We start from the raw sequence: 18,696 nt of genomic DNA, 5'->3' as shown, positions 1-18,696 counted from the left end.
CGCGGCGGTGTGCGGCGAGCAGGCTGTCATGCCCAGCCTCCTTGCTTTCGCCGCGTCCGCCTCAACAGCCAGAAGAAGAACGGGCTCCCGAAGAGGGCCGTCAGGACGCCCAGCGGCAGCTCCGCCGGCTGCGCGACCGTACGTGCCGCGAGGTCGGCGGCGACCAGGACGAGGGCGCCGCCCAGCGCGCTGCCCGGTACGAGGAGGCGGTGGCCGGGGCCCGCGGCCATGCGCAGGAGGTGGGGGACGAGGAGTCCCACGAAGGTGATGATGCCGGCGACGGCCACGGCGGCGGCCGTGAGCAGCGCGACGACCAGGACCAGCGTGATCCGCAGCCGCTCCACGTCGACGCCCAGGTGGCGGGCGGGGCGTTCGCCGAGCGCGAGGAGGTCCAGCTTCCGCGCGTAGAAGGGGGCGACGGCCAGCCCGGCCAGGGCGCACGGCAGGACGGCCAGCACCTTCGGCCAGGTGGCCTGCGCGAGCGAGCCGAGCTGCCAGAAGGTGATCTGGGTGACCTGCGCGTTGTCCGCGAAGAAGACGAACAGGCCGATCAGGGCGCCCGCGAAGGCGTTCACGGCGATGCCGGTGAGGATCAGCGTCACCACCTCCGTACGGCCGCCCGACCGCGACAGCGCGTACACGACCAGCACGGTGAGCAGCCCGGCGGCGAACGCGCAGGCGGTGACCGTCCAGTTGCCGAAGAAGCTCAGGCCGAGCGCGATCGAGCCGACGGCGCCGACGGCGGCGCCCGAGGAGATGCCGATGACGCCGGGTTCGGCGAGCGGGTTGCCGAACACGCCCTGCATCAGCGCGCCCGCGCACCCGAGCGACGCCCCGACGAGCAGGGCGAGGACGACGCGCGGCAGCCGTACGTTCCACAGCACGCTCTCGCCGACCCGGTCCAGCCGCGCCCCGCCGAGCCCGACGCGGTGCAGCAGCGAGCCGAGGACGTCCCCGACGGGGATCTCGTACGCGCCGATGCCCGCGGAGAGCAGGCAGAGGGCGAGCAGGGCGGCGGCCATGGCCGCGATGAGCAGCGTCCGCCGCCCGCGGCGCCCGGCGGCGCGCGGCCGGGACGGGGCGCCCGCGGTGCCCCCGTCGGAAGCCGCTTCTTCCGTCAGAACGGCCATGTCAGGAGCCGCCCTTGTGGATCTGGTCGATCAGGGACTTGAGCACCGTGTCCGTACGGGGGCCGAAGTTGAGCAGCACGCCGTCGGCGACGGTGGCGATCCGGCGGTCCATTCCGGCCGGGGTCTCGGCGACGCCCGGCACCTTCAGCAGCCCGTCGACGCCGCCCACCGAGTCGAGCCCCTTGGTCATCAGGAGCACCACGTCGGGCGCGGCCTTCGCGAGCGCCTCGCTGGTGATCGGCGTGAAGTCCTTCGTCAGCCCGGATTCCGCGCCCGCGTCGACGCCGCCCGCGGCCTCGATGAGCGAGTCCGCGCCGGAGCCCTTGCCGCCGAGGAGGTAGACGGCGGCCGAGCCGCGGAGGTAGAGGAAGGCGACGCGGGGCTTCTTCCCGCCGTGCGGGATGTTCTTCTGTACGGCCGCGAGGCGCTGTTCGGTCCGCTTGCGCAGCTCGTCGCCGGAGGCGCGGACGCCGAGCGCCGCCGCCACCGCGTCGATGCGGGGGCCGACGTCGGCGAGCTTCTTGGGCGGGTCGAGCACGACGAGGGGGACGCCCGCGGCCCGGATCTGCTGGATGGCCTCGGCCGGTCCGGTCGTGGTGTCGGCGAGGACGAGGGTGGGTTTGAGGGAGAGCACGCTCTCCGCCGAGACGTCGTGCGCGCGGGTCACCACCGGCAGCTTCCTCGCCTGCTCGAAGGTGGCGGTGATGTCGCGGGCGACGACGTGGTCGCCGAGGCCGAGGGTGAAGACGGTCTCGGAGAGGGAGCCGGTGAGCGGGACGATCCGTTCGACGCTGCGTACGGTCACGTCGTGGCCGTCGGCGGACCGTACGGTGGCGGGCAGCTCGGGCTCGGGGCGCGTCCCGATCGGCTGCACGCGGTCGGCGGCGGCCCGCTGCTTCTCCGTGCCCGCCGAGCTGCCGCCGCCGGACGCGCCGGAGGTGCCGCAGCCGACGAGCGCCATGGCCAGGGTGAGGATCGCCACGAGTGCGCGGAGGGGGCGTGGAGCCCGTATCGGCGCGCCCGCCGACTGCCGTTGCTGCACGATTCAGCCTTTCCGCTTCCGGGTGGTATCCGACCTGAACGGTCGTAGCTTAGGTTAGCCTTACCTCATTAACCACACCCTGGAGGGGTTCCTGATGCTGCCGTTCAGACCTGTACGCGCCGCCGGCGCGGGCAGGGCGTCCGCCCTCGCGCTCGCCACGGCGCTGACGGCCGCGCTGCTGCTCCCGGCAGGTACGGCCCGCGCCGCGGACAGCCGCACGGTCTCGGGCGGCCGGCTCGACTGGGGCATCAAGTCCTCCTTCCAGAGCTACGTCACCGGGCCCATCGCACAGGGCAGTTGGGCCCTCCAGGGCGGGGCGGCCACGGTCGGCGGCAGCGCGTTCCGCTTCCACTCCGCCAAGGGCTCGTACGTCCCGGACAGCGGCGCGTTCGAGGCGGCCTTCTCCGGCGGGGTCCGGTTCACCGGCCACAAGAAGTCCGACGGCGGCTACGAACTGGACCTCACCATCAGCCGCCCCACCGTCCGCATATCCGGCGGCAAGGGCACGCTCTACGCCGACATGGTCAGCAAGGCCAAGGGCAGCGGAAAGGTCACCAGCGCCGCGCAGGTGCCGCTGGCCGCGCTGAACCTCTCCGGCGTGAACATGCGCGGCGGCGGCACCGCCGTCGCCCTCGCCGACATCCCCGCCACCCTCACCTCCCAGGGCGCCCAGGCCTTCGCCGGCTACTACACGGCGGGCACCGCGCTCGACCCGGTGAACCTGTCGGCCGACGTCCAGCCGGGCGCGCCGGACACGACGCCGAGCGCGACGCCCTCCGGCGACCCGGCCAAGGACGAGAAGCGCGAGAAGGACGCGCCCAAGGGCGAGTTCACGGACGCGGCCGTCGACTGGGGCGTGCGCCGCACCTTCCGCGAGTACGTCACCGGGCCCATCGCCCAGGGCAGGTGGCAGCTCGCCGACGGGGCCCAGGATGGCGGCGCGCTCTTCCGCTTCCCCCAGGGCAAGGGCTCCTACGACGAGGACAAGGGCGCCCTCGACGCCTCCTTCGCGGGCAGCCTGCGCTTCACCGGCAAACACCTCGACCTCTCCTTCAGCGAGGTGAAGGTCGCGGTGCGGGACGGCAAGGGCACGCTGTCGGCGGCCGTTTCCGAAGGGAAGGGCGTCGCCGACGGGAAGAGCGAGCCCAAGTCCGTACCGCTCGCCACGTTCGAGGCGAAGAGCCTCAAGCCGAAGGACGGTCTGATCGCGATCTCCGAGGCGCCGGCCAAGCTGACGGCCGAAGGGGCGAAGGCATTCGGCTCCATGTACCAGGAGGGCGCCGACATGGACCCGGTCTCGCTCTCCGTCGCCCTCGACGCCAAGGCGAAACTGCCGCCGCTGCCGGACCTCGGGCACGCGCCGAGCGCCACGCCGACGGCGGCCGACGCGAGCGCGACGCCGGCCGCCGCTGCCGCCGCTTCTTCTTCCTCGTCTCCCTCCTCTTCCTCCTCGGTTGTGCCGATCGCGGCGGGCGCGGGAGCGCTCGTGGTCCTGCTCGCGGCCGGCACCGCCTTCACCGTCGTCCGCAAGCGTCGGACGGCCGCCGCCGCCGGTGCCGCCGCCGGAGCGGGCACGGAAGACAGTGCGCCGCCCGCGAAGGACTGACGGCCTCCTCAGCCGCGAACCGCGTCCCCCAACACCCCCTCAACACCCCTTCAAGGAGAAACCCGACCATGACCGTCACCCCCTCCGCGCCCCCCGCCCGCCCCGCGCGGCGCTTCGCCCTCGTGGCCGCCACGGCCCTCGCGCTGGGGGCGGGCGCGGTGAGCATCCCCGCGTTCGCGGCCGACGGCGGCGCGGCCGGGCCGCCGAAGATGGAGCTGAAGGACGGCACCCTGGACTGGGGTGTGAAGGAGTCGTTCCGGAAGTACGTGACCGGGATGGCGAAGGGCACGATCGAGACCGCGGGCGGCGCGAAGCAGGCCGCCGACAACGGCCCCTTCACCTTCACCGGCGGCTCCGGCACGTACGACACGGGCACGCACGCCGTCGCGACCACCTTCAAGGGCAGCGTCCGCTTCATCTCGAAGGCGCACGGCTTCGACATCGAGCTCGCGGACCTGAAGCTGTCCACCCAGGGCAAGGCCGGCAGCATCACCGCCGACATCACCGCGGCCGGCAAGACCGAGGACGACGTCGAACTGGCCTCTCTCGACCTGTCCTCGGTGCGGCCGGGCAGCGGCGACGGCGGCGCGATGACCTTCGCGAAGATACCGGCGAAGCTCACCGCCGAGGGCGCGAAGGCGTTCAACGGCATGTACGAGGCGGGGCAGGAGCTGGACCCGGCGACGCTCACGGTGAAGGCGGGCGGCGGCGGGCGGCCCACCCAGCAGCCGACCACCGGGCCGACGCAGCAGCCCACCACCGTGCCGACGACCGGCCCCACGAACCCCACCGACCCGACCGGCAATCCGACGGGCAATCCGACGGGCAACCCCACCGGCGGCCCGTCGAAGCAGCCCACGAACGGGCCGACCGACCAGCCGGCCAAGCCGTCCACCCCCTCCGGCCCCGGGGAGCAGGACGCCCAGTCCGGCACGATCGCCGACGGCAACCTCGACTGGGGCGTGAAGAAGTCGTTCCGCGACTACATCACCGGCGGCGCGAAGGGCGAGATCGAGCTGTCCGGCGGGGCCGCCAAGAGCGGTGACGGCTACCGCTTCCCCAAGGGCCACGGCTCGTACGACGCCGACACGTCCGCCCTGGACGCGGCGTTCGGCGGCGCGATCCGCTTCACCGGCCACGAGGGCAAGCTGGACCTGAAGTTCAGCGACCTCAAGGTGCGGGTCAAGGGGGGCAAGGGCGCGCTGCTCGCGGACGTCTCCGCCAAGGACCTGGCCAGCGGCAAGGTCGTCAACAGCGACGATCTGCGCCTCGCCGACCTGGACCTGAGCGGCAAGCCGATGAAGGCCAAGGGCGAGATCGTCACGCTCGCGGCGGTGCCGGCCCGGCTCACGGACGAGGGCGCCAAGGCGTTCGGCGGCTACTACGACCAGCCGTCCAAGCGCGACCTCGACCCGGTCACGCTGAACGTCTCCCTCGACAAGAACGCCCAACTCCCCGGCGGCACCGGCTCGTCCGGCTCCTCGGACTCGGCGGGCTCGTCGGGGGGGACCGGCGGCTTCGGCGGCGGCGCGGGCACGACCGGCGGCTCCGGCGGCATCACGGGCGGCTCCGGAACCGGCGGCTCCCTCGCCAGCACCGGCTCCAGCACCCCCACCACCGCCCTGGTGGGCGGCGCCGCGGCCCTCGTCCTCGCGGGCGGCGCCGCCGCGTACGCCACCCGGCGCCGCGGCAGCGCACGCGGCTGACGGTCCCGAGGACCGCGCGGGCCCGAATCCCAGCGGGCCCGCGCGCACCGCCTCGGCCAGACCCTCCGAGCCTCGGGGCGTGAAGGCATCGGGGCGTGGAGGCGTGGAGGCGTGGAGGGGGTGGCGTACGCGACCGCTAGCCGCCCCGATGACCTCCCGGGGTCACGAGGCCCGTTTCGTACGCCACCACCACCGCCTGTGCCCTGCTGGCCAGGTCCAGCTTGGTCATGGTGCGGTTGAGGTGAGTCTTGACCGTCGCCTCGCTGATGTAGAGGCGGTCGGCCACCTCCAGATTGGACAGGCCGCGGGCGATCAGCTTCAGCACCTCCCGTTCCCGGAAGGTCAGCGCGGCCAGGTCCGCGGGCTGTTCGTAGGCGGCCTGGCGCGCGTACGCCTCCACGAGGCGGCGGGTGACGCTGGGCGCGAAGAGCGCGTCACCACCGGCGACCGCGGCCACCGCGGCGAGCAGCCGTTCCGGACTGGAGTCTTTGAGCAGAAACCCGGAGGCGCCGACGCGCAGCGCCCCGTACACGTACTCGTCGAGGTCGAAGGTCGTCAGCACCAGGACCCTGGGCGGGGGGCCGACGGCCTGGGCGAGGATGCGTTCGGTGGCGTCGATGCCGTTCATGCCGGGCATCCGGACGTCCATCAAGATCACATCAGGCCCGGTCTCGGCGGCGAGTGCCACGGCTTCCGCGCCGTCGCCCGCCTCGCCGACGACGTCGATGCCGGGTGCGGCGGCCAGCAGCCCGACCAGTCCGGCCCGAATGAGGAATTGGTCGTCGACGACGAGCACTTTGGTCATCTGGTGGCGTCGTCCCCCCGCGCCGCGGCCTTCGCGGAGGTCGGCAGGGTCAGCCGCACAGCGAAACCGCCTTGTTCCTGCGGGCCGATGCAGATCCGCCCACCGTAGAGCTTGGCCCGCTCGCGCATGCCGAGCAAGCCGTGCCCGCCGTCTGTTCGTACTCTGTCCGAAATCACCCCCTCTCCGTCGTCCGTGACCGACACCGTCACCTGGTGCGGTTCGTACCTCAGCCGTACCTCCGCACTCGCGCCGGGCGCGTGTTTGAGGACGTTGGTGAGAGCCTCCTGCACGACCCGGTAGGCGCACAGCTCCACGCCGGGAGCGACGGGGCGCGGGGTGCCTTCGACGCTCAGGGCGACCGGGACGCCACCGGCACGGACGCGTTCGGCCATCTCGTCGAGGCGGGACAGCCCCGGCATCGGGCCGGCCGGGGCGCCGTCGCCGTCGGCGCGCAGCACCATGAGCATGCGGCGCAGCTCGTCGAGGGCCTCCTTGCCGGTGGCGCCGATGGTGTCGAGCGCGCCCCGTGCGGTCCGGCGGTCGGTGTCGAAGACGAAACGGGCGAGACCGGCCTGCACGGAGATCACGGACATGTGGTGCGCCACCACGTCGTGCAGTTCGCGGGCGATCCGGCCGCGTTCCTCGGCCACTTCGCGCCGGGCCCGTTCGGCCTGTTCCCGGTGCAACTGCCGGGCGAGCTCGGCCGAGCGGCGGGCGACGACGCCGAACCGCCACAGCACCGCCGGGTAGACCACGGCCTGCCCGAGCACGGACGGCCAGGAGTCGGTGTGGTTCACCGCGCCCGCGTAGATCCAGGCGCCTCCCATCAGCGCGGCGCACGGCACGGAGATCGGCACGGGGCGCAGGGAGGCGACGGTGTAGATGGCCAGCAGGGGGCCGAAACTGCACACCACCGGCCAGTAGCCGAGGGCGATGTAGACCAGCCAGACCGTGTGCACGAGGCACCAGGTCAGGACGGGGGCCCGGGCGCGGTACACGAGCGGCAGGTGGACCAGAACCACCAGCACGAAAGCGGTCGCGTCGAGCGGGTTCTGCCCCTGGCGCGCGGCCTCCTGCCCCAGCAGCAGGGCCACACCGGTCAGCGCCGTCGCGATCAGCGTGTCGACGGCCAGGGAACGCATCCGCATCGCAGCAGCGTAGAGCCGGCTCCTGCGCAGAGGTGTCAAACTTCCGCGGTACCGCGGAAGTTGCAGGCGCCGGGTCGGTACCGCGGTGGTGTGCGCCGCGGCTCAACCCCCGGTGGGACGTGCGGAATACCGGGCGGACAGTACGTTCTGGGAGCTCAAGGGCGCCGGACACGCACCGGACGCCCGCTCGATCTGTCAGCCACGTGAAAGGACCTCGCGGCATGAAAATGGGAAACCGCCTCTCGGTGGCCACCGGCTCCGCTCTTCTGCTCGCCGCTGTCATCGCCTCTCCGGCAGCGTTCGCCGACGGCACCGCCTCCGCCGACACGAGCCGTTCCGCCTTCCGGGCCCAGGCAGCGGAGGCGGGGCTCACCGCGACGGAGGCCACGGCACTGCAGAAGGCAGTCGACGCGGCGATTGCCACAGACGGGGGCAAGCAGACCGCCGCCAATGAGATCCGCTACCCGGACGGCAGGCTGCTGCTGCCGCTGCCCGGTGAGAAGTACGCGCGCGAGCTCGGCAAGAGCGGGAGCGCGTCGCTCGCGGCCCACACCTGCACGTATAAGGCATTGTGCGGCTACTCGGGCACTGGGTACACGGGAGCGGAGCGCGAGTGGTTCTCGTGCGACTTCCACAAGAAGCCAAGCGGCTGGACCAGTGGGGGCTCCTGGTACAACAACCAGACCAAGGGCCGGGTCGGGAACTGGTACGACGGCAACAAGAAGTGGTTGGGCTCCACACCTCCGGCGCCCTATGGCACCAAGCACGGCCAGTGGCGCGGGGTCGGGTACGTCAAGCCCTGCTGACCCGGATTCTCGGCAGAGATGGCTGAGGTGTCGCCTCTGAGCTGGGACGGCGCGGGCCGCCGAAGGCTCTGACCGTCCCAGCTCAGGGCACCGGCGGCTGAGCGGTTACTCGACGGTCAGATCCCCGTCCGGCACGTCCTCGGCCGTCACTTTTCCCTTCGGCCGGCCGGTCCCCTGCGCCACCGCGCCGGCGATCCCGGCGGGGTCGGGTTCGGCCGGGAACGGTACGTCATGGCGCGGCCCCGACGGGCGGTGCTCCGTCGGGGCCGGTCGCGGCTCGTAGGGGGCGCGGCCGCCGGAGGGCTACGCGCTGAGCGGGCCGCTCGCGCCGCCGCCGAACTCCTCGCCCAGCTCCCGGAAGACGGCCGTGTTCAGCGCGAAGGCGCGCTTGCACTCGTCCACCACGCGCTGCTTCTCCAGGTCGTCCAGGGGCAGCGCGTCCAGCAGCTCGCGGTAGCCGCGCTTGAAGGCGGCCGGGTTGCCGATGGCGTCGAAGACGTAGAAGCGCACGCCGTCGCCCTTGCGCTCGAAGCCCCAGGTCTTCTCGGCGGTGCCGCGGATGATCTGGCCGCCGGAGAGGTCGCCCAGATAGCGGGTGTAGTGGTGGGCCACGTACCCGCCGGGCCAGGTGCGCGCGCAGTGCGCCACGCGCTCGGCGTAGGCGGCGGTCGCGGGCAGCGGGGTGATCTCCGCACGCCAGCCGGGCCCCGCCAGATGTGCCAGGTCGCGCTCCAGGGCTGCCGTACGGTCCAGTTCGGGCTGGACGAACGGGCCCGCGACCGGGTCGCCGGCCAGCCGCGCCGCGCTGTCGGCGTCCTCCAGCGCGCGGTAGACGAACCAGAGCTGCTCCGTGTAGCGCCGGTAGGCGTCCACGCCGAGCCGGCCGCCGAGCATGTCGCTCATGAAGGTCGAGTTCTCGGCCTCCGTGTGCTGCTCGTGGGAGGCGTTGCGGATCAACGTCGAGAACGGAACCGACGACGTCGAGCTGGTGGCGTCCAAGACGGACCTCCGGGGGCCGAGGGGGAGCGGACGGGAACCGATTCTCTCTACTTAGGCTTACCTAAGTCAACCTGTTCCCGACGCCCTGTCGGTAAAAACCTACCCCGTCGCGGATCAGGGAAGCGTGAGAATCTCGGCCCCCGTCTCCGTCACGACGAGGGTGTGCTCGAACTGCGCCGTCCGCTTCCGGTCCTTCGTGACCACGGTCCAGCCGTCGTCCCACATGTCGTAGTCGTACGTGCCCAGCGTCAGCATCGGCTCGATGGTGAAGGTCATCCCCGGCTTGATCTCCGTCGTGTGGTGCGGGCTGTCGTAGTGCGGCACGATCAGGCCGGAGTGGAACGACGTGTTGATGCCGTGGCCCGTGAAGTCGCGGACCACGCCATAGCCGAACCGCTTCGCGTACGACTCGATGACCCGGCCGATGATGTTGATCTGACGGCCCGGCTTGACCGCCTTGATGGCCCGGTTCAGGGACTCGCGGGTGCGCTCCACGAGCAGCCGCGACTCGTCGTCGACCTCGCCGCAGAGATACGTGGCGTTGTTGTCGCCGTGCACGCCGCCGATGAACGCCGTGACGTCCAGATTGACGATGTCGCCGTCGCGCAGCACCGTCGAGTCGGGGATGCCATGACAGATGACCTCGTTCACGGAGGAGCACAGCGACTTGGGGTAGCCGCGGTAGCCGAGCGTGGACGGGTACGCGCCGTGGTCGCACATGTACTCGTGCGCGACCCGGTCCAGCTCGTCCGTGGTCACGCCGGGCGCGATGTGCTTCGCGGCCTCCTCCATCGCCCGGGCGGCGATACGGCCCGCGATCCGCATCCGCTCGATCGTCTCGGCGTCCTGCACTTCGGGGCCGGTGTACGGGGTGGGAGCCTTCTTCCCGACGTACTCGGGGCGCGGGATCGACGCCGGGACGGGGCGGGCGGGGGAGAGCGTCCCCGGGACAAGAGTTGACTGGCCAGACATGCCAGCGAGTGTATCCAGGGCGCATCGGGCACCATGGGGCCAGAACGTCCAGCGGGGACCACACGGGAGGAGCGGCCGATGGCGCTGTTCAAGAAACGCGCGACCGGCAAGCCGGGGGAGTGGTACTACTGCCTCCAGCACGGCAAGGTCGAAGAAGGCCCGCAATGCCGCGCGGCCGACCGCATGGGCCCGTACGCCACGCGCGAGGAGGCCGCCCACGCGATGGAGACGGCGGCGGAGCGCAACCGCGAATGGCAGAACGACCCCCGCTGGAATGACGATGTCTCCGACGGGCCTGGCCAGGGCTCTACCGGCCGGGAGCCGTAGCCGGCGGCCGCCGGCGGGCCCCTCGCCGGGGTGGTTCGTCGCCTGCGGGTGCGTTGTGGCCGATCGCGCAGTTCCCCGCGCCCCTGGGGGTGGCCGTTGCCCGGGTGGTGTTCGTCTGCGGGTGCGTTGTGGTTGGGCGCGCAGTTCCTCGCGCCCCTGGGGGCGGGTCCCGGCGGGGCGGTTTGTCGTCTGCGGGTGTGTCGTGGCTGGTCGCGCAGTTCCCCGCGCCCCTGGGGGCGGGCCCCGGCGGGGTGGTTCTTCGCCTGCGGGCGCGTTGTGGCCGATCGCGCAGTTCCTCGCGCCCCTGAGGTCGGGTTTCGGCGGGGCGGTTTGTCGTCTGCGGGTGCGTTGTGGCTGGGCGCGCAGTTCCTCGCGTCCCTGATGGGGCGCGGGTTTCGTTGTGGCGGCCTGGTCCAGCGGTTTACCAGCGGACCGGCGGCGGGGTGGTCAGTTGGTCGGCTAGGCGGGAGAGGCGGTCGCGGAAGCGGCGGCGGCCGTGGGGGGCGGGGAGGGTGTTCTCTCCGGCGGCGGCGCTGACGAGGTGCTGGACGGTGTCGAGGTCGAGGGAGGTGCCGTCGTCGGTGGCGGGGACGGTCAGCGCGTCGTGGGCCAGGGCCCCCAGCTCCTCGTCGCCGCTGTCCAGCGCCAGCACCGTGGTGCCGCCGCGGCGCGCGTCGTGGACCCGTTCGAGCAGGGTCGCCTCCGGCGGCTCCGGGGTCACGACCAGGAGCGTTTCGCCGCGCCGGGCCGCGGCCAGCCGTCCGAGCCCCACGGAGAGGTGGGCGGGGACGCCGGCCGGCACCCGGTGCCGTACGAGCGTGGGTGAGAGTTCCGGCAGTCCCGACCAGGCGGCCTCGTCGTCGAGGTGGGCGGCGAGGTGCCACGGCTCGTAGCCGGCGCTGCCGACGAGCAGCAGGCCGCCGCCGTACGCGCCGACCGATGAGCGCAGCGCTCCGGCGAAGCGGCGGGTGGAGCGCAGCCACTCCGTTCCGGCGAGGACTTCGCGCAGCAGCGCGACTCGTACGGCATCCATGGGCCCGTATCCTGCCGCGGCGCGGCGCCCGCCGCCGGGTGGCGGCACTTTCTCACTCGTACGGGTGAGCGAGCGGTCGCAGGAGCGGGGAAACGATTCGGCAGGGCGGTCGTCGCCCCCGCGACCGGCTGCGTTCATCCCGTGTTCGTACGTCACGGGTACGACCGGGTGACGGGCCCGCGGGGCGCGCCGGTTGCCTTGACGGGGTATCAGCCCCTCCCTATGGTCACCGCAGGACAAGGGACGTCCTATGTCCGGTTGTTGGGGGATCGCCCATGGCTTACGAGACCTCCGTGCCGTTCCGGGCCGGGAGCGAGGGATACGCGAGCTTCCGGATCCCGGCCGTGGTGGTCTCCGCGCAGGAGACCGTGCTGGCCTTCGCCGAGGGGCGGCGCGCCTCCGCCGCCGACTCCGGTGACATCGACATCGTGCTGCGCCGCTCCGCGGACGGCGGCCGCACCTGGGGCCCGCTGCGCGTCGTCAGCGACAACGGCAGGGACACCGCCGGGAACCCGGCGCCCGTCCCGCTCCCCGGCGGCCGCGTCCTCCTGCCGCAGGTGCACAACGCCGCCGGCGCCACCGAGCAGCGCATCCTGCGCGGCCAGGTGTCCGAGGCCGACGGACGGCGCGTCTGGCTCCAGCACAGCGACGATGACGGGCTGACCTGGTCCGCGCCGCGCGAGATCACCGCGCAGACGAAGCGGCCCGGCTGGCGCTGGTACGCCACCACGCCCGGCCACGCCCTGCGGCTCACCCGCGGCGCGCACGCGGGCCGGGTGCTGGTCCCCGCCAACCACACCACCCCGCCGCTCGGCGCCGACTCCGGCGCCGAGCCCCGCTACAACAGCGGACACTGCGTCTACAGCGACGACGACGGCGCGACCTGGCGCATCGGCTACCTCGACGAGAACCCCGACGGCTACGTCAACGTGAACGAGACGACCGCCGCCGAACTCCCCGACGGGCGCGTCTACTTCAACACCCGCAACGACGCCGCCTCGCCCGGCCACCGCGCCGACGCCACCTCCAGCGACGGCGGCGAAACCCTCGACAAGCCCTTCCGCCCCCAGGCCGGGCTCGTCACCCCCATCGTCGAGGGCAGCGTCCTGCACCTGGGCCACCCCGATGTGCTGCTCTTCTCCGGCCCCGCCGACCCCGCGCACCGCGCGCTGATGACCGTACGGGCCAGCCGCGACTCCGGCCTGACCTGGCGCCCCGTGCACACCGCGAGCGGGCTGCCCGCCGCCTACTCCGACCTGGTGCGGGTCGACGCCGACACGGTGGGGCTGCTCTACGAGACGGGCGACTTCAGCGCGTACTCGACCATCACCTTCCGGCGCATCCCCGTGGAGGAGCTGACATGAGCCCGTACGGAGTGGGCCGCCGGGCCGTACTGGGCTCGGCGGCGGGCACGGCCGCGGCCCTCGCGCTCGGCGGCTGCGGCTCCGGTTCCGGCTCCGGCGAAGAGGGGTCGGCCCGCCCGCCGGACCGCAAGAAGGGCGAGCGGATCACCCTGACCTTCTGGTCCTGGGTGCCCGGCATCGACGGCCCCGTCGACCTGTGGAACCGCACCCATCCCGAAGTGCGCGTCGACGTCGAGAAGGTCTCCGCCGTCGGCGGCGCGCAGTACGCGAAGATGCACGCCGCGATCAAGGCCGGCAACCCGCCGGACCTCGGCCAGATCGAGTACGCCACCGTGCCCAGCTTCCTCCTCGACAACGGCCTCCTGGACCTGGCCGCGTACGGGGCGCGGCGGCACAAGGAGAAGTTCGTCGGCTGGGAGTGGGCGCAGTCCGTCTTCGGCGAGTCCGTCTACGCCATCCCGCAGGACTCCGGGCCCATGGGCCTGTTCCTCCGCCACGACCTCCTCGACAAGTGGGGCATCGAACCGCCCGCCACCTGGGACGCGTACGAGGAGGCGGCCAAGGCGGTCCGGAAGCGGGGCGCGTATCTGGAGACGTTCTCGGCGACCAACGGCAACCGCTTCGCCGGGCTCGCCTGGCAGGCGGGGGCCCGCTGGTTCCGCGTCGACGGCGAGCGGTGGACGATCGACATCGACGACGACGCCACCCGCCGCGTCGCCGACTTCTGGGGCGGCCTCGTCGCGCGGAAGCTGATCCGCACCATCCCCGACCGGCAGAACGCCTGGTACAAGGACATCCAGACCGGGCAACTCGTCTCCTGGCTCGGCGCGAGCTGGGGCGATGTGCTGCTGGCCGGCAACGCGCCGAAGACCGCCGGGAAGTGGCGCGTCGCGCCGATGCCGCAGTGGCGGAAGGGCGACGCGGCGTACGCGAACTGGGGCGGCTCCACCACCGCGGTCTTCGCCGCCACCCGGCACCCCAAGGACGCGCTGGACTTCGCCGTCTGGCTGAACTCCGACCCCGCCTCCATAAAGCTCCTCATCAAGGGCGGCTACGGCTTCCCCAGCGCCAAGCGCGGCTACAGCACCGCAGACCTGGAGGCCCGCCGGGACTTCTTCGGCGGCCAGCACTACACCGATGTCTTCCAGCGCGCCGCCAAGGGCGTCGACACGAGCTGGCAGTGGGGGCCGGCCACCGACACCCTCTACCAGCGGCTCGGCGACGCCTTCACCGAGGCGCTCGCCGACGGCGGCTCCTTCCGGTCCGTACTGAAGAAGGTGCGGGACCAGACCGTCGGCGACCTCCGGGACAAGGGCCTCAAGGCGGAAGCGGGTTGAGGCGCGCCACCCGCACCGAGGCCCGCTGCCGCCGCGCCGCGGCCGGCTTCCTGCTGCCCTTCCTCGCCCTCTTCCTGCTCTGCTTCCTCGCGCCCATCGGCTACGCCGTCTACCAGAGCCTGCTGAAGCCGAAGCGCTCCGGGCCGCTCGGCCTCGGCGGCACCACCCACGAGGTGTGGGCGGGGCTCGGCAACTACACGCACGCGCTGGGCGACCCCCGCTTCCTGGAGGGTTTCGGGCGCGTCCTGCTGTTCGGGGCCGTCCAGATCCCCGTGATGATCGTCCTCGCGGCCGGCCTGGCGCTGCTCCTGGACGCGGCCTCCGCCCGCTGGGTCGGCTTCTTCCGCACGGCGTTCTTCCTGCCGTACGGCGTGCCCGGCGTCATCGCGTCGATCCTGTGGGGCTTCCTGTACGTGCCGGGCCTCAGCCCGCTGGTCGAGGTGGCCCACTCGGCGGGCTGGCAGGTCGACTTCCTCGCCCGCGACACCGTCCTGTGGTCGATCGCCAACATCGTCACCTGGCAGTTCACCGGCTACAACATGCTCGTGCTGATCGCCCAGCTGAAGGCGGTGCCGGGCGAGCTGTACGAGGCCGCGCGCATCGACGGCGCGCACGCCGGGCAGATCGCCTGGCACATCAAGCTGCCGCTGATCCGGCCCGCGCTCGTGCTGGCCACCGTCTTCTCCATCATCGGCACCCTCCAGCTCTTCGCCGAGCCCATGGTGCTGCGCCCCCTCGCGGCCACCATCGACTCCGGCTACACCCCCAACCTGCACGCCTACAACGAGGCGTTCACCAGCAACAACCAGCATGTGGCCGCGGCCGAGGCGGTGCTCCTCGCGCTGGTGGCGTGCGTGCTGTCCTTCGGCTTCCTGCGGCTCGTGGGGCGGGGGAGGGACGGGAAGTGACCGGGCCACCGCTGCGCCACCGCATCGCCACCACCTCCCTGCTGGCGGTGGCCGCCGTCTACTTCCTCGTCCCCGTCTACTGGCTGGTCGTCTCCGCGACCAAGTCCACCGGCGACCTCTTCGGCAGCTTCGGCTTCTGGTTCGCCGACCCGCACCCGGTCACGTATCTGCGCCAGATGCTGACCTACGACGGCGGCGTGTACGTCACCTGGTTCGCCAACTCCCTGCTGTACGCGGGGGTGGGCGCCGTCGCGGCGACGCTGCTGGCCGCCGCCGCGGGGTACGCGCTCGCCAAGTTCGTCTTCCCCGGCCGCGAGTCGGTGTTCAACCTGATCCTGGCCGGGGTGCTCATTCCGGGCACCGCCCTCGCCCTGCCGCTGTACCTGCTGTTCAGCGAGATGGGGCTGGCCAACACCCACTGGGCGGTGCTGCTGCCCTCGATGGTCAGCCCCTTCGGCGTGTACCTGTGCCGGATCTACGCGGCCGCCGCGGTGCCGGACTCGCTCCTGGAGGCGGCCCGGCTCGACGGGGCGGGCGAGGCGCGGATCTTCACGGTGCTCGGGCTGCGGCTGATGACCCCCGCGCTGATCACCGTCTTCCTCTTCCAGTTCGTGCACATCTGGAACAACTTCTTCCTGCCGCTGGTCATGCTCGCCGACGCGGACCTCTACCCGATCCAGCTCGGCCTGACCTCCTGGCAGGGGTACGCGGACCGGCAGCCGGAGCTCTACCAGTACACGGTGGGCGGTGCGTTCCTGTCCGTACTGCCGCTGATGGTGCTGATGGGCGTGGGGCAGCGGTACTGGCGCACGGGGCTCACCGAGGGCAGCGTGAAGGCGTGACAGTATCGCTGTCATGACTACTTCTGATGACACGAAGAAGGCGCCCGCCAAGGACCCGTGGGAGCTGCCCGACGTCTCCGGCCTCGTCGTCGGCGTCCTCGGCGGCACCGGCGACCAGGGCCGCGGCCTCGCCTACCGGCTCGCCAAGTCCGGCCAGAAGGTGATCATCGGCTCGCGCGCGGCCGAGCGGGCCCAGACGGCCGCTGCCGAGCTGGGGCTGGGCGTCGAGGGCGCGGACAACTCCGAGTGCGCGCGGCGCAGCGACATCGTGATCGTCGCGGTGCCGTGGGACGGCCACGCCAAGACCCTGGAGGCCCTGCGCGAGGAGCTGGCGGGCAAGCTCGTCATCGACTGCGTCAACCCGCTGGGCTTCGACAAGAAGGGCGCCTACGCGCTGACGCCGGAGGAGGGCAGCGCCGCCGAGCAGGCCGCCGCGCTGCTCCCGGAGTCGCGGGTCACCGCCGCCTTCCACCACCTCTCGGCGGTCCTGCTCGCGGACCCGGAGATCGCGGAGATCGACACCGATGTGATGGTGCTGGGCGAGGCGCGGGCCGACACGGACCTCGTACAGGCGCTGGCCGGCCGGATCCCCGGCATGCGCGGCGTGTTCGCGGGCCGGCTGCGCAACGCCCACCAGGTGGAGTCGCTGGTCGCCAACCTGATCTCGGTGAACCGGCGCTACAAGGCGCACGCCGGGCTGCGGGTCACGGACGTATAGCGGGTACGGGCAGGTGGCGCGCGTACGGGCGTGGGGCCGCCCGCGCGCGCCGCTCCCCTTCCTGCCGGGGGCTCAGAGCGCGACGCGGCGCTGCTCAGAGCGCGATGCGGCGCTCGTCCTCGGCGATGGGGAGGTCGTTGATCGAGGCGTAGCGGCGGCGCATCAGGCCGCGCTCGTCGAACTCCCAGTTCTCGTTGCCGTAGCTGCGGAACCACTGGCCCGCCGCGTCGTGCCACTCGTACTCGAAGCGGACGGCGATGCGGTCGTCGGTGTAGGCCCACAGCTCCTTGCGGAGCCGGTAGTCCAGCTCGCGCTCCCACTTGGCGCGCAGGAACGCGACGATCTCCGCGCGGCCGGTCAGGAAGGTGTCGCGGTTGCGCCACTCGGACTCCTCGGCGTAGCCGAGGGCGACCCGCTCCGGGTCCCGGCTGTTCCACGCGTCCTCGGCGGCGCGCACCTTCCGCTCGGCGCTCTCCGCGGTGAACGGCGGCAGCGGCGGCCTGGTCTCGCTCGCGCTCATGGTCGATCCCTTCGCTGGGTACGGGGGTGCGTACTGGGATGCTGAGAACGTACGTTCTCCGGCGCTGGCCAGCCTAGGAGAATGAACGTTCTCCCGCAAGGGGGGCCTGGTGCCGGGCGGTGCGCGGGTGCCGCCGCGGACCGGCCGGAGACGCCGGACCCAGGCCGCGGCGGGCCCGTACCGGGCATGGGGGACACTGGCAGGGAAACATCGCACCCCGGACAGGAGCCGACCGCCATGCCCCGCCTCGCCCTCTATGCCATCGCCGTGTGCGTACTCTCGGTCGTCGCGGCCGTCGTCTCCTTCGTGAGCGGGAGCTGGGTCGGGATCGTCTGGGTCCTGCTGGCGGGCGTCTCCTCCAACATGGCCTGGTACTACGTGCGCAAGCAGAAGAACGACCGCGCGGCGGAGGAGCGGCGGCAGACCGCGGCCGGCTGACGACGGGCGCGGGCGCCGGCCCGCCGGCACGTCAGTCGAAGATCGTGTACGGGGCCTCGGACAGCGGCGGGATGTCCGGCGTGCCCTTCCAGAACTGGAACAGCGCGCGGCCCCAGTAGGTGTCCCACTCGGTCACGCCCAGAGCCCGCAGGAGCGCGTGGATCGCGTCGAAGAACACGACGTTCACCTCCGGGATCCACAGGATGATGAAGACGGCGAGCATCCCGAACTGCGCCAGCGGCTCCACCTGGCGCCGCACCTTGTACGACAGCCACGGCTCGATCACGCCGTAGCCGTCGAGCCCCGGGACGGGCAGGAAGTTCAAGATCGCCGCCGTCACCTGGAGCAGCGCCAGGAACGCGAGCGCGTACCGGAAGTGGTCCGGCACCCCGTCCAGCGCGTGCAGCCAGAACGGCGCCGTGCACACCGCCGCGAACAGCACGTTCGTCAGCGGCCCCGCCGCCGAGATCAGACTGTGCCGCCAGCGCCCCCGGACGCGGTGCCGCTCGATGAAGACCGCCCCGCCGGGCAGCCCGATGCCGCCCAGGATCACGAACACGACCGGCAGCACGATGGACAGCAGCGCGTGCGTGTACTTCAGCGGATTCAGGGTCAGATAGCCCTTCGCGCCGATGGAGATGTCCCCGCTGTGCAGCGCGGTCCGCGCGTGCGCGTACTCGTGCAGGCACAGCGACACGATCCACCCCGACACCACGAACAGGAACACCGCGATCCCGGGCACCTTCGAGAAGCCCGTCCACACCGCCCACCCGGACACCGCCATGATCGCGACGAGCGCGAGAAAGACAGAACTCACCCGCCGGTCGCCGCGGGCCGCCGTGCTTGCCATAGGTGGTGCTCCTGGAGTCGCTGGGCCCCCCGGGGCCCCGGAAGTGCCGGCGTACGACCGTACCCGCCACCACCCCGAAAAACGCCCCGCGCAACCTCCCGAGTTCCACCGCGACCGGGCGAGACTGGGGCCGGAGCTCACCGCG

Annotated in this window: 19 protein-coding genes; 10 read left to right on the top strand and 9 right to left on the bottom strand. The window is 72.3% G+C overall.

Annotated elements, in window-relative coordinates; genetic code table 11:
- Window positions 1–26 precede the first annotated feature (26 nt).
- Together IF55_RS05145 and IF55_RS05140 are read right to left on the bottom strand one after the other, a co-directional pair.
- The gene (locus tag IF55_RS05145) at window positions 27–1,130 is read right to left on the bottom strand and encodes a FecCD family ABC transporter permease (protein ID WP_037962753.1); all 1,104 of its coding nucleotides are present in this window, start codon (window positions 1,128–1,130) and stop codon (window positions 27–29) included.
- Between the two features lies 1 nt (window position 1,131).
- Window positions 1,132–2,091, bottom strand: a complete 960-nt coding sequence (locus IF55_RS05140) for a heme/hemin ABC transporter substrate-binding protein (RefSeq protein ID WP_051776078.1) — start codon at window positions 2,089–2,091, stop codon at window positions 1,132–1,134.
- A 175-nt stretch (window positions 2,092–2,266) separates the two neighbouring features.
- On the opposite strand from IF55_RS05140, the gene IF55_RS05135 reads away from it, so the two are divergent.
- Together IF55_RS05135 and IF55_RS05130 are read left to right on the top strand one after the other, a co-directional pair.
- Window positions 2,267–3,778: an HtaA domain-containing protein gene (locus tag IF55_RS05135; RefSeq protein ID WP_037962748.1), complete on the top strand. Its 1,512-nt coding sequence runs from the start codon at window positions 2,267–2,269 to the stop codon at window positions 3,776–3,778.
- Between the two features lie 68 nt (window positions 3,779–3,846).
- Window positions 3,847–5,484, top strand: coding sequence for an HtaA domain-containing protein (locus IF55_RS05130; RefSeq protein WP_048831566.1), 1,638 nt, complete (start codon window positions 3,847–3,849; stop codon window positions 5,482–5,484).
- A gap of 136 nt (window positions 5,485–5,620) precedes the next feature.
- On the opposite strand, the gene IF55_RS05125 is transcribed toward IF55_RS05130, so the two are convergent.
- Both IF55_RS05125 and IF55_RS05120 read right to left on the bottom strand, forming a co-directional pair.
- Window positions 5,621–6,289, bottom strand: a complete 669-nt coding sequence (locus IF55_RS05125) for a response regulator (RefSeq protein WP_030875938.1) — start codon at window positions 6,287–6,289, stop codon at window positions 5,621–5,623.
- Window positions 6,286–7,437: a sensor histidine kinase gene (locus tag IF55_RS05120; RefSeq protein ID WP_030875935.1), complete on the bottom strand. Its 1,152-nt coding sequence runs from the start codon at window positions 7,435–7,437 to the stop codon at window positions 6,286–6,288. The genes IF55_RS05125 and IF55_RS05120 overlap by 4 nt, the downstream gene beginning before the upstream one ends.
- A gap of 221 nt (window positions 7,438–7,658) precedes the next feature.
- Between IF55_RS05120 and IF55_RS05115 the strand changes: the two genes are divergently transcribed.
- The gene (locus tag IF55_RS05115; protein ID WP_157854261.1) at window positions 7,659–8,243 is read left to right on the top strand and encodes a hypothetical protein; all 585 of its coding nucleotides are present in this window, start codon (window positions 7,659–7,661) and stop codon (window positions 8,241–8,243) included.
- Window positions 8,244–8,546: 303 nt separating this feature from the next.
- Here the strand turns inward: IF55_RS05115 and IF55_RS05110 are convergent, their stop codons facing one another.
- Both IF55_RS05110 and map read right to left on the bottom strand, forming a co-directional pair.
- Window positions 8,547–9,242, bottom strand: coding sequence for a biliverdin-producing heme oxygenase (locus IF55_RS05110; protein WP_030875930.1), 696 nt, complete (start codon window positions 9,240–9,242; stop codon window positions 8,547–8,549).
- Window positions 9,243–9,356: 114 nt separating this feature from the next.
- Window positions 9,357–10,214, bottom strand: coding sequence for a type I methionyl aminopeptidase (gene map, locus IF55_RS05105; protein ID WP_030875927.1), 858 nt, complete (start codon window positions 10,212–10,214; stop codon window positions 9,357–9,359).
- A gap of 78 nt (window positions 10,215–10,292) precedes the next feature.
- Here map and IF55_RS05100 point away from each other — a divergent pair, with 78 nt between their 5' ends.
- Window positions 10,293–10,541: a hypothetical protein gene (locus tag IF55_RS05100; protein WP_030875924.1), complete on the top strand. Its 249-nt coding sequence runs from the start codon at window positions 10,293–10,295 to the stop codon at window positions 10,539–10,541.
- A gap of 421 nt (window positions 10,542–10,962) precedes the next feature.
- Here the strand turns inward: IF55_RS05100 and IF55_RS05095 are convergent, their stop codons facing one another.
- Complete coding sequence (locus IF55_RS05095; RefSeq protein ID WP_030875921.1) at window positions 10,963–11,574, bottom strand: hypothetical protein; 612 nt, start codon at window positions 11,572–11,574, stop codon at window positions 10,963–10,965.
- Window positions 11,575–11,849: 275 nt separating this feature from the next.
- Between IF55_RS05095 and IF55_RS05090 the strand changes: the two genes are divergently transcribed.
- From IF55_RS05090 to npdG, 5 genes are read left to right on the top strand one after another with little or no spacing between them, the layout of a single operon-like run.
- Window positions 11,850–12,938 carry a sialidase family protein gene (locus tag IF55_RS05090; protein WP_030875919.1) on the top strand — a complete coding sequence of 363 codons (1,089 nt, stop codon included), beginning with the start codon at window positions 11,850–11,852 and terminating at the stop codon, window positions 12,936–12,938.
- Window positions 12,935–14,275 carry an ABC transporter substrate-binding protein gene (locus tag IF55_RS05085; protein ID WP_030875915.1) on the top strand — a complete coding sequence of 447 codons (1,341 nt, stop codon included), beginning with the start codon at window positions 12,935–12,937 and terminating at the stop codon, window positions 14,273–14,275. The genes IF55_RS05090 and IF55_RS05085 overlap by 4 nt, the downstream gene beginning before the upstream one ends.
- On the top strand, window positions 14,272–15,183 hold the full coding sequence (locus IF55_RS05080) for a carbohydrate ABC transporter permease (RefSeq protein WP_030875913.1): 912 nt from the start codon (window positions 14,272–14,274) through the stop codon (window positions 15,181–15,183). The genes IF55_RS05085 and IF55_RS05080 overlap by 4 nt, the downstream gene beginning before the upstream one ends.
- Window positions 15,180–16,025 (top strand): carbohydrate ABC transporter permease, encoded by an 846-nt coding sequence (locus tag IF55_RS05075; RefSeq protein WP_030875911.1) that lies wholly within the window; start codon window positions 15,180–15,182, stop codon window positions 16,023–16,025. The genes IF55_RS05080 and IF55_RS05075 overlap by 4 nt, the downstream gene beginning before the upstream one ends.
- A gap of 13 nt (window positions 16,026–16,038) precedes the next feature.
- Window positions 16,039–16,743 carry an NADPH-dependent F420 reductase gene (npdG, locus tag IF55_RS05070; protein ID WP_030875909.1) on the top strand — a complete coding sequence of 235 codons (705 nt, stop codon included), beginning with the start codon at window positions 16,039–16,041 and terminating at the stop codon, window positions 16,741–16,743.
- Between the two features lie 94 nt (window positions 16,744–16,837).
- Here npdG and IF55_RS05065 read toward each other — a convergent pair whose 3' ends face one another.
- Window positions 16,838–17,263 (bottom strand): nuclear transport factor 2 family protein, encoded by a 426-nt coding sequence (locus IF55_RS05065; RefSeq protein WP_030875907.1) that lies wholly within the window; start codon window positions 17,261–17,263, stop codon window positions 16,838–16,840.
- 186 nt (window positions 17,264–17,449) lie between these two features.
- Between IF55_RS05065 and IF55_RS05060 the strand changes: the two genes are divergently transcribed.
- Window positions 17,450–17,701, top strand: a complete 252-nt coding sequence (locus IF55_RS05060; protein ID WP_078643679.1) for a hypothetical protein — start codon at window positions 17,450–17,452, stop codon at window positions 17,699–17,701.
- A 31-nt stretch (window positions 17,702–17,732) separates the two neighbouring features.
- Here the strand turns inward: IF55_RS05060 and IF55_RS05055 are convergent, their stop codons facing one another.
- On the bottom strand, window positions 17,733–18,551 hold the full coding sequence (locus IF55_RS05055; RefSeq protein ID WP_037962745.1) for a site-2 protease family protein: 819 nt from the start codon (window positions 18,549–18,551) through the stop codon (window positions 17,733–17,735).
- Window positions 18,552–18,696 lie beyond the last annotated feature (145 nt).

This window comes from Streptomyces varsoviensis (genome assembly GCF_000718635.1).
Taxonomy (GTDB): domain Bacteria; phylum Actinomycetota; class Actinomycetes; order Streptomycetales; family Streptomycetaceae; genus Streptomyces; species Streptomyces varsoviensis.
The sequence above is the reverse complement of the archived record's forward strand: the minus strand, read 5'-3'. Positions and strand labels throughout refer to the sequence as shown.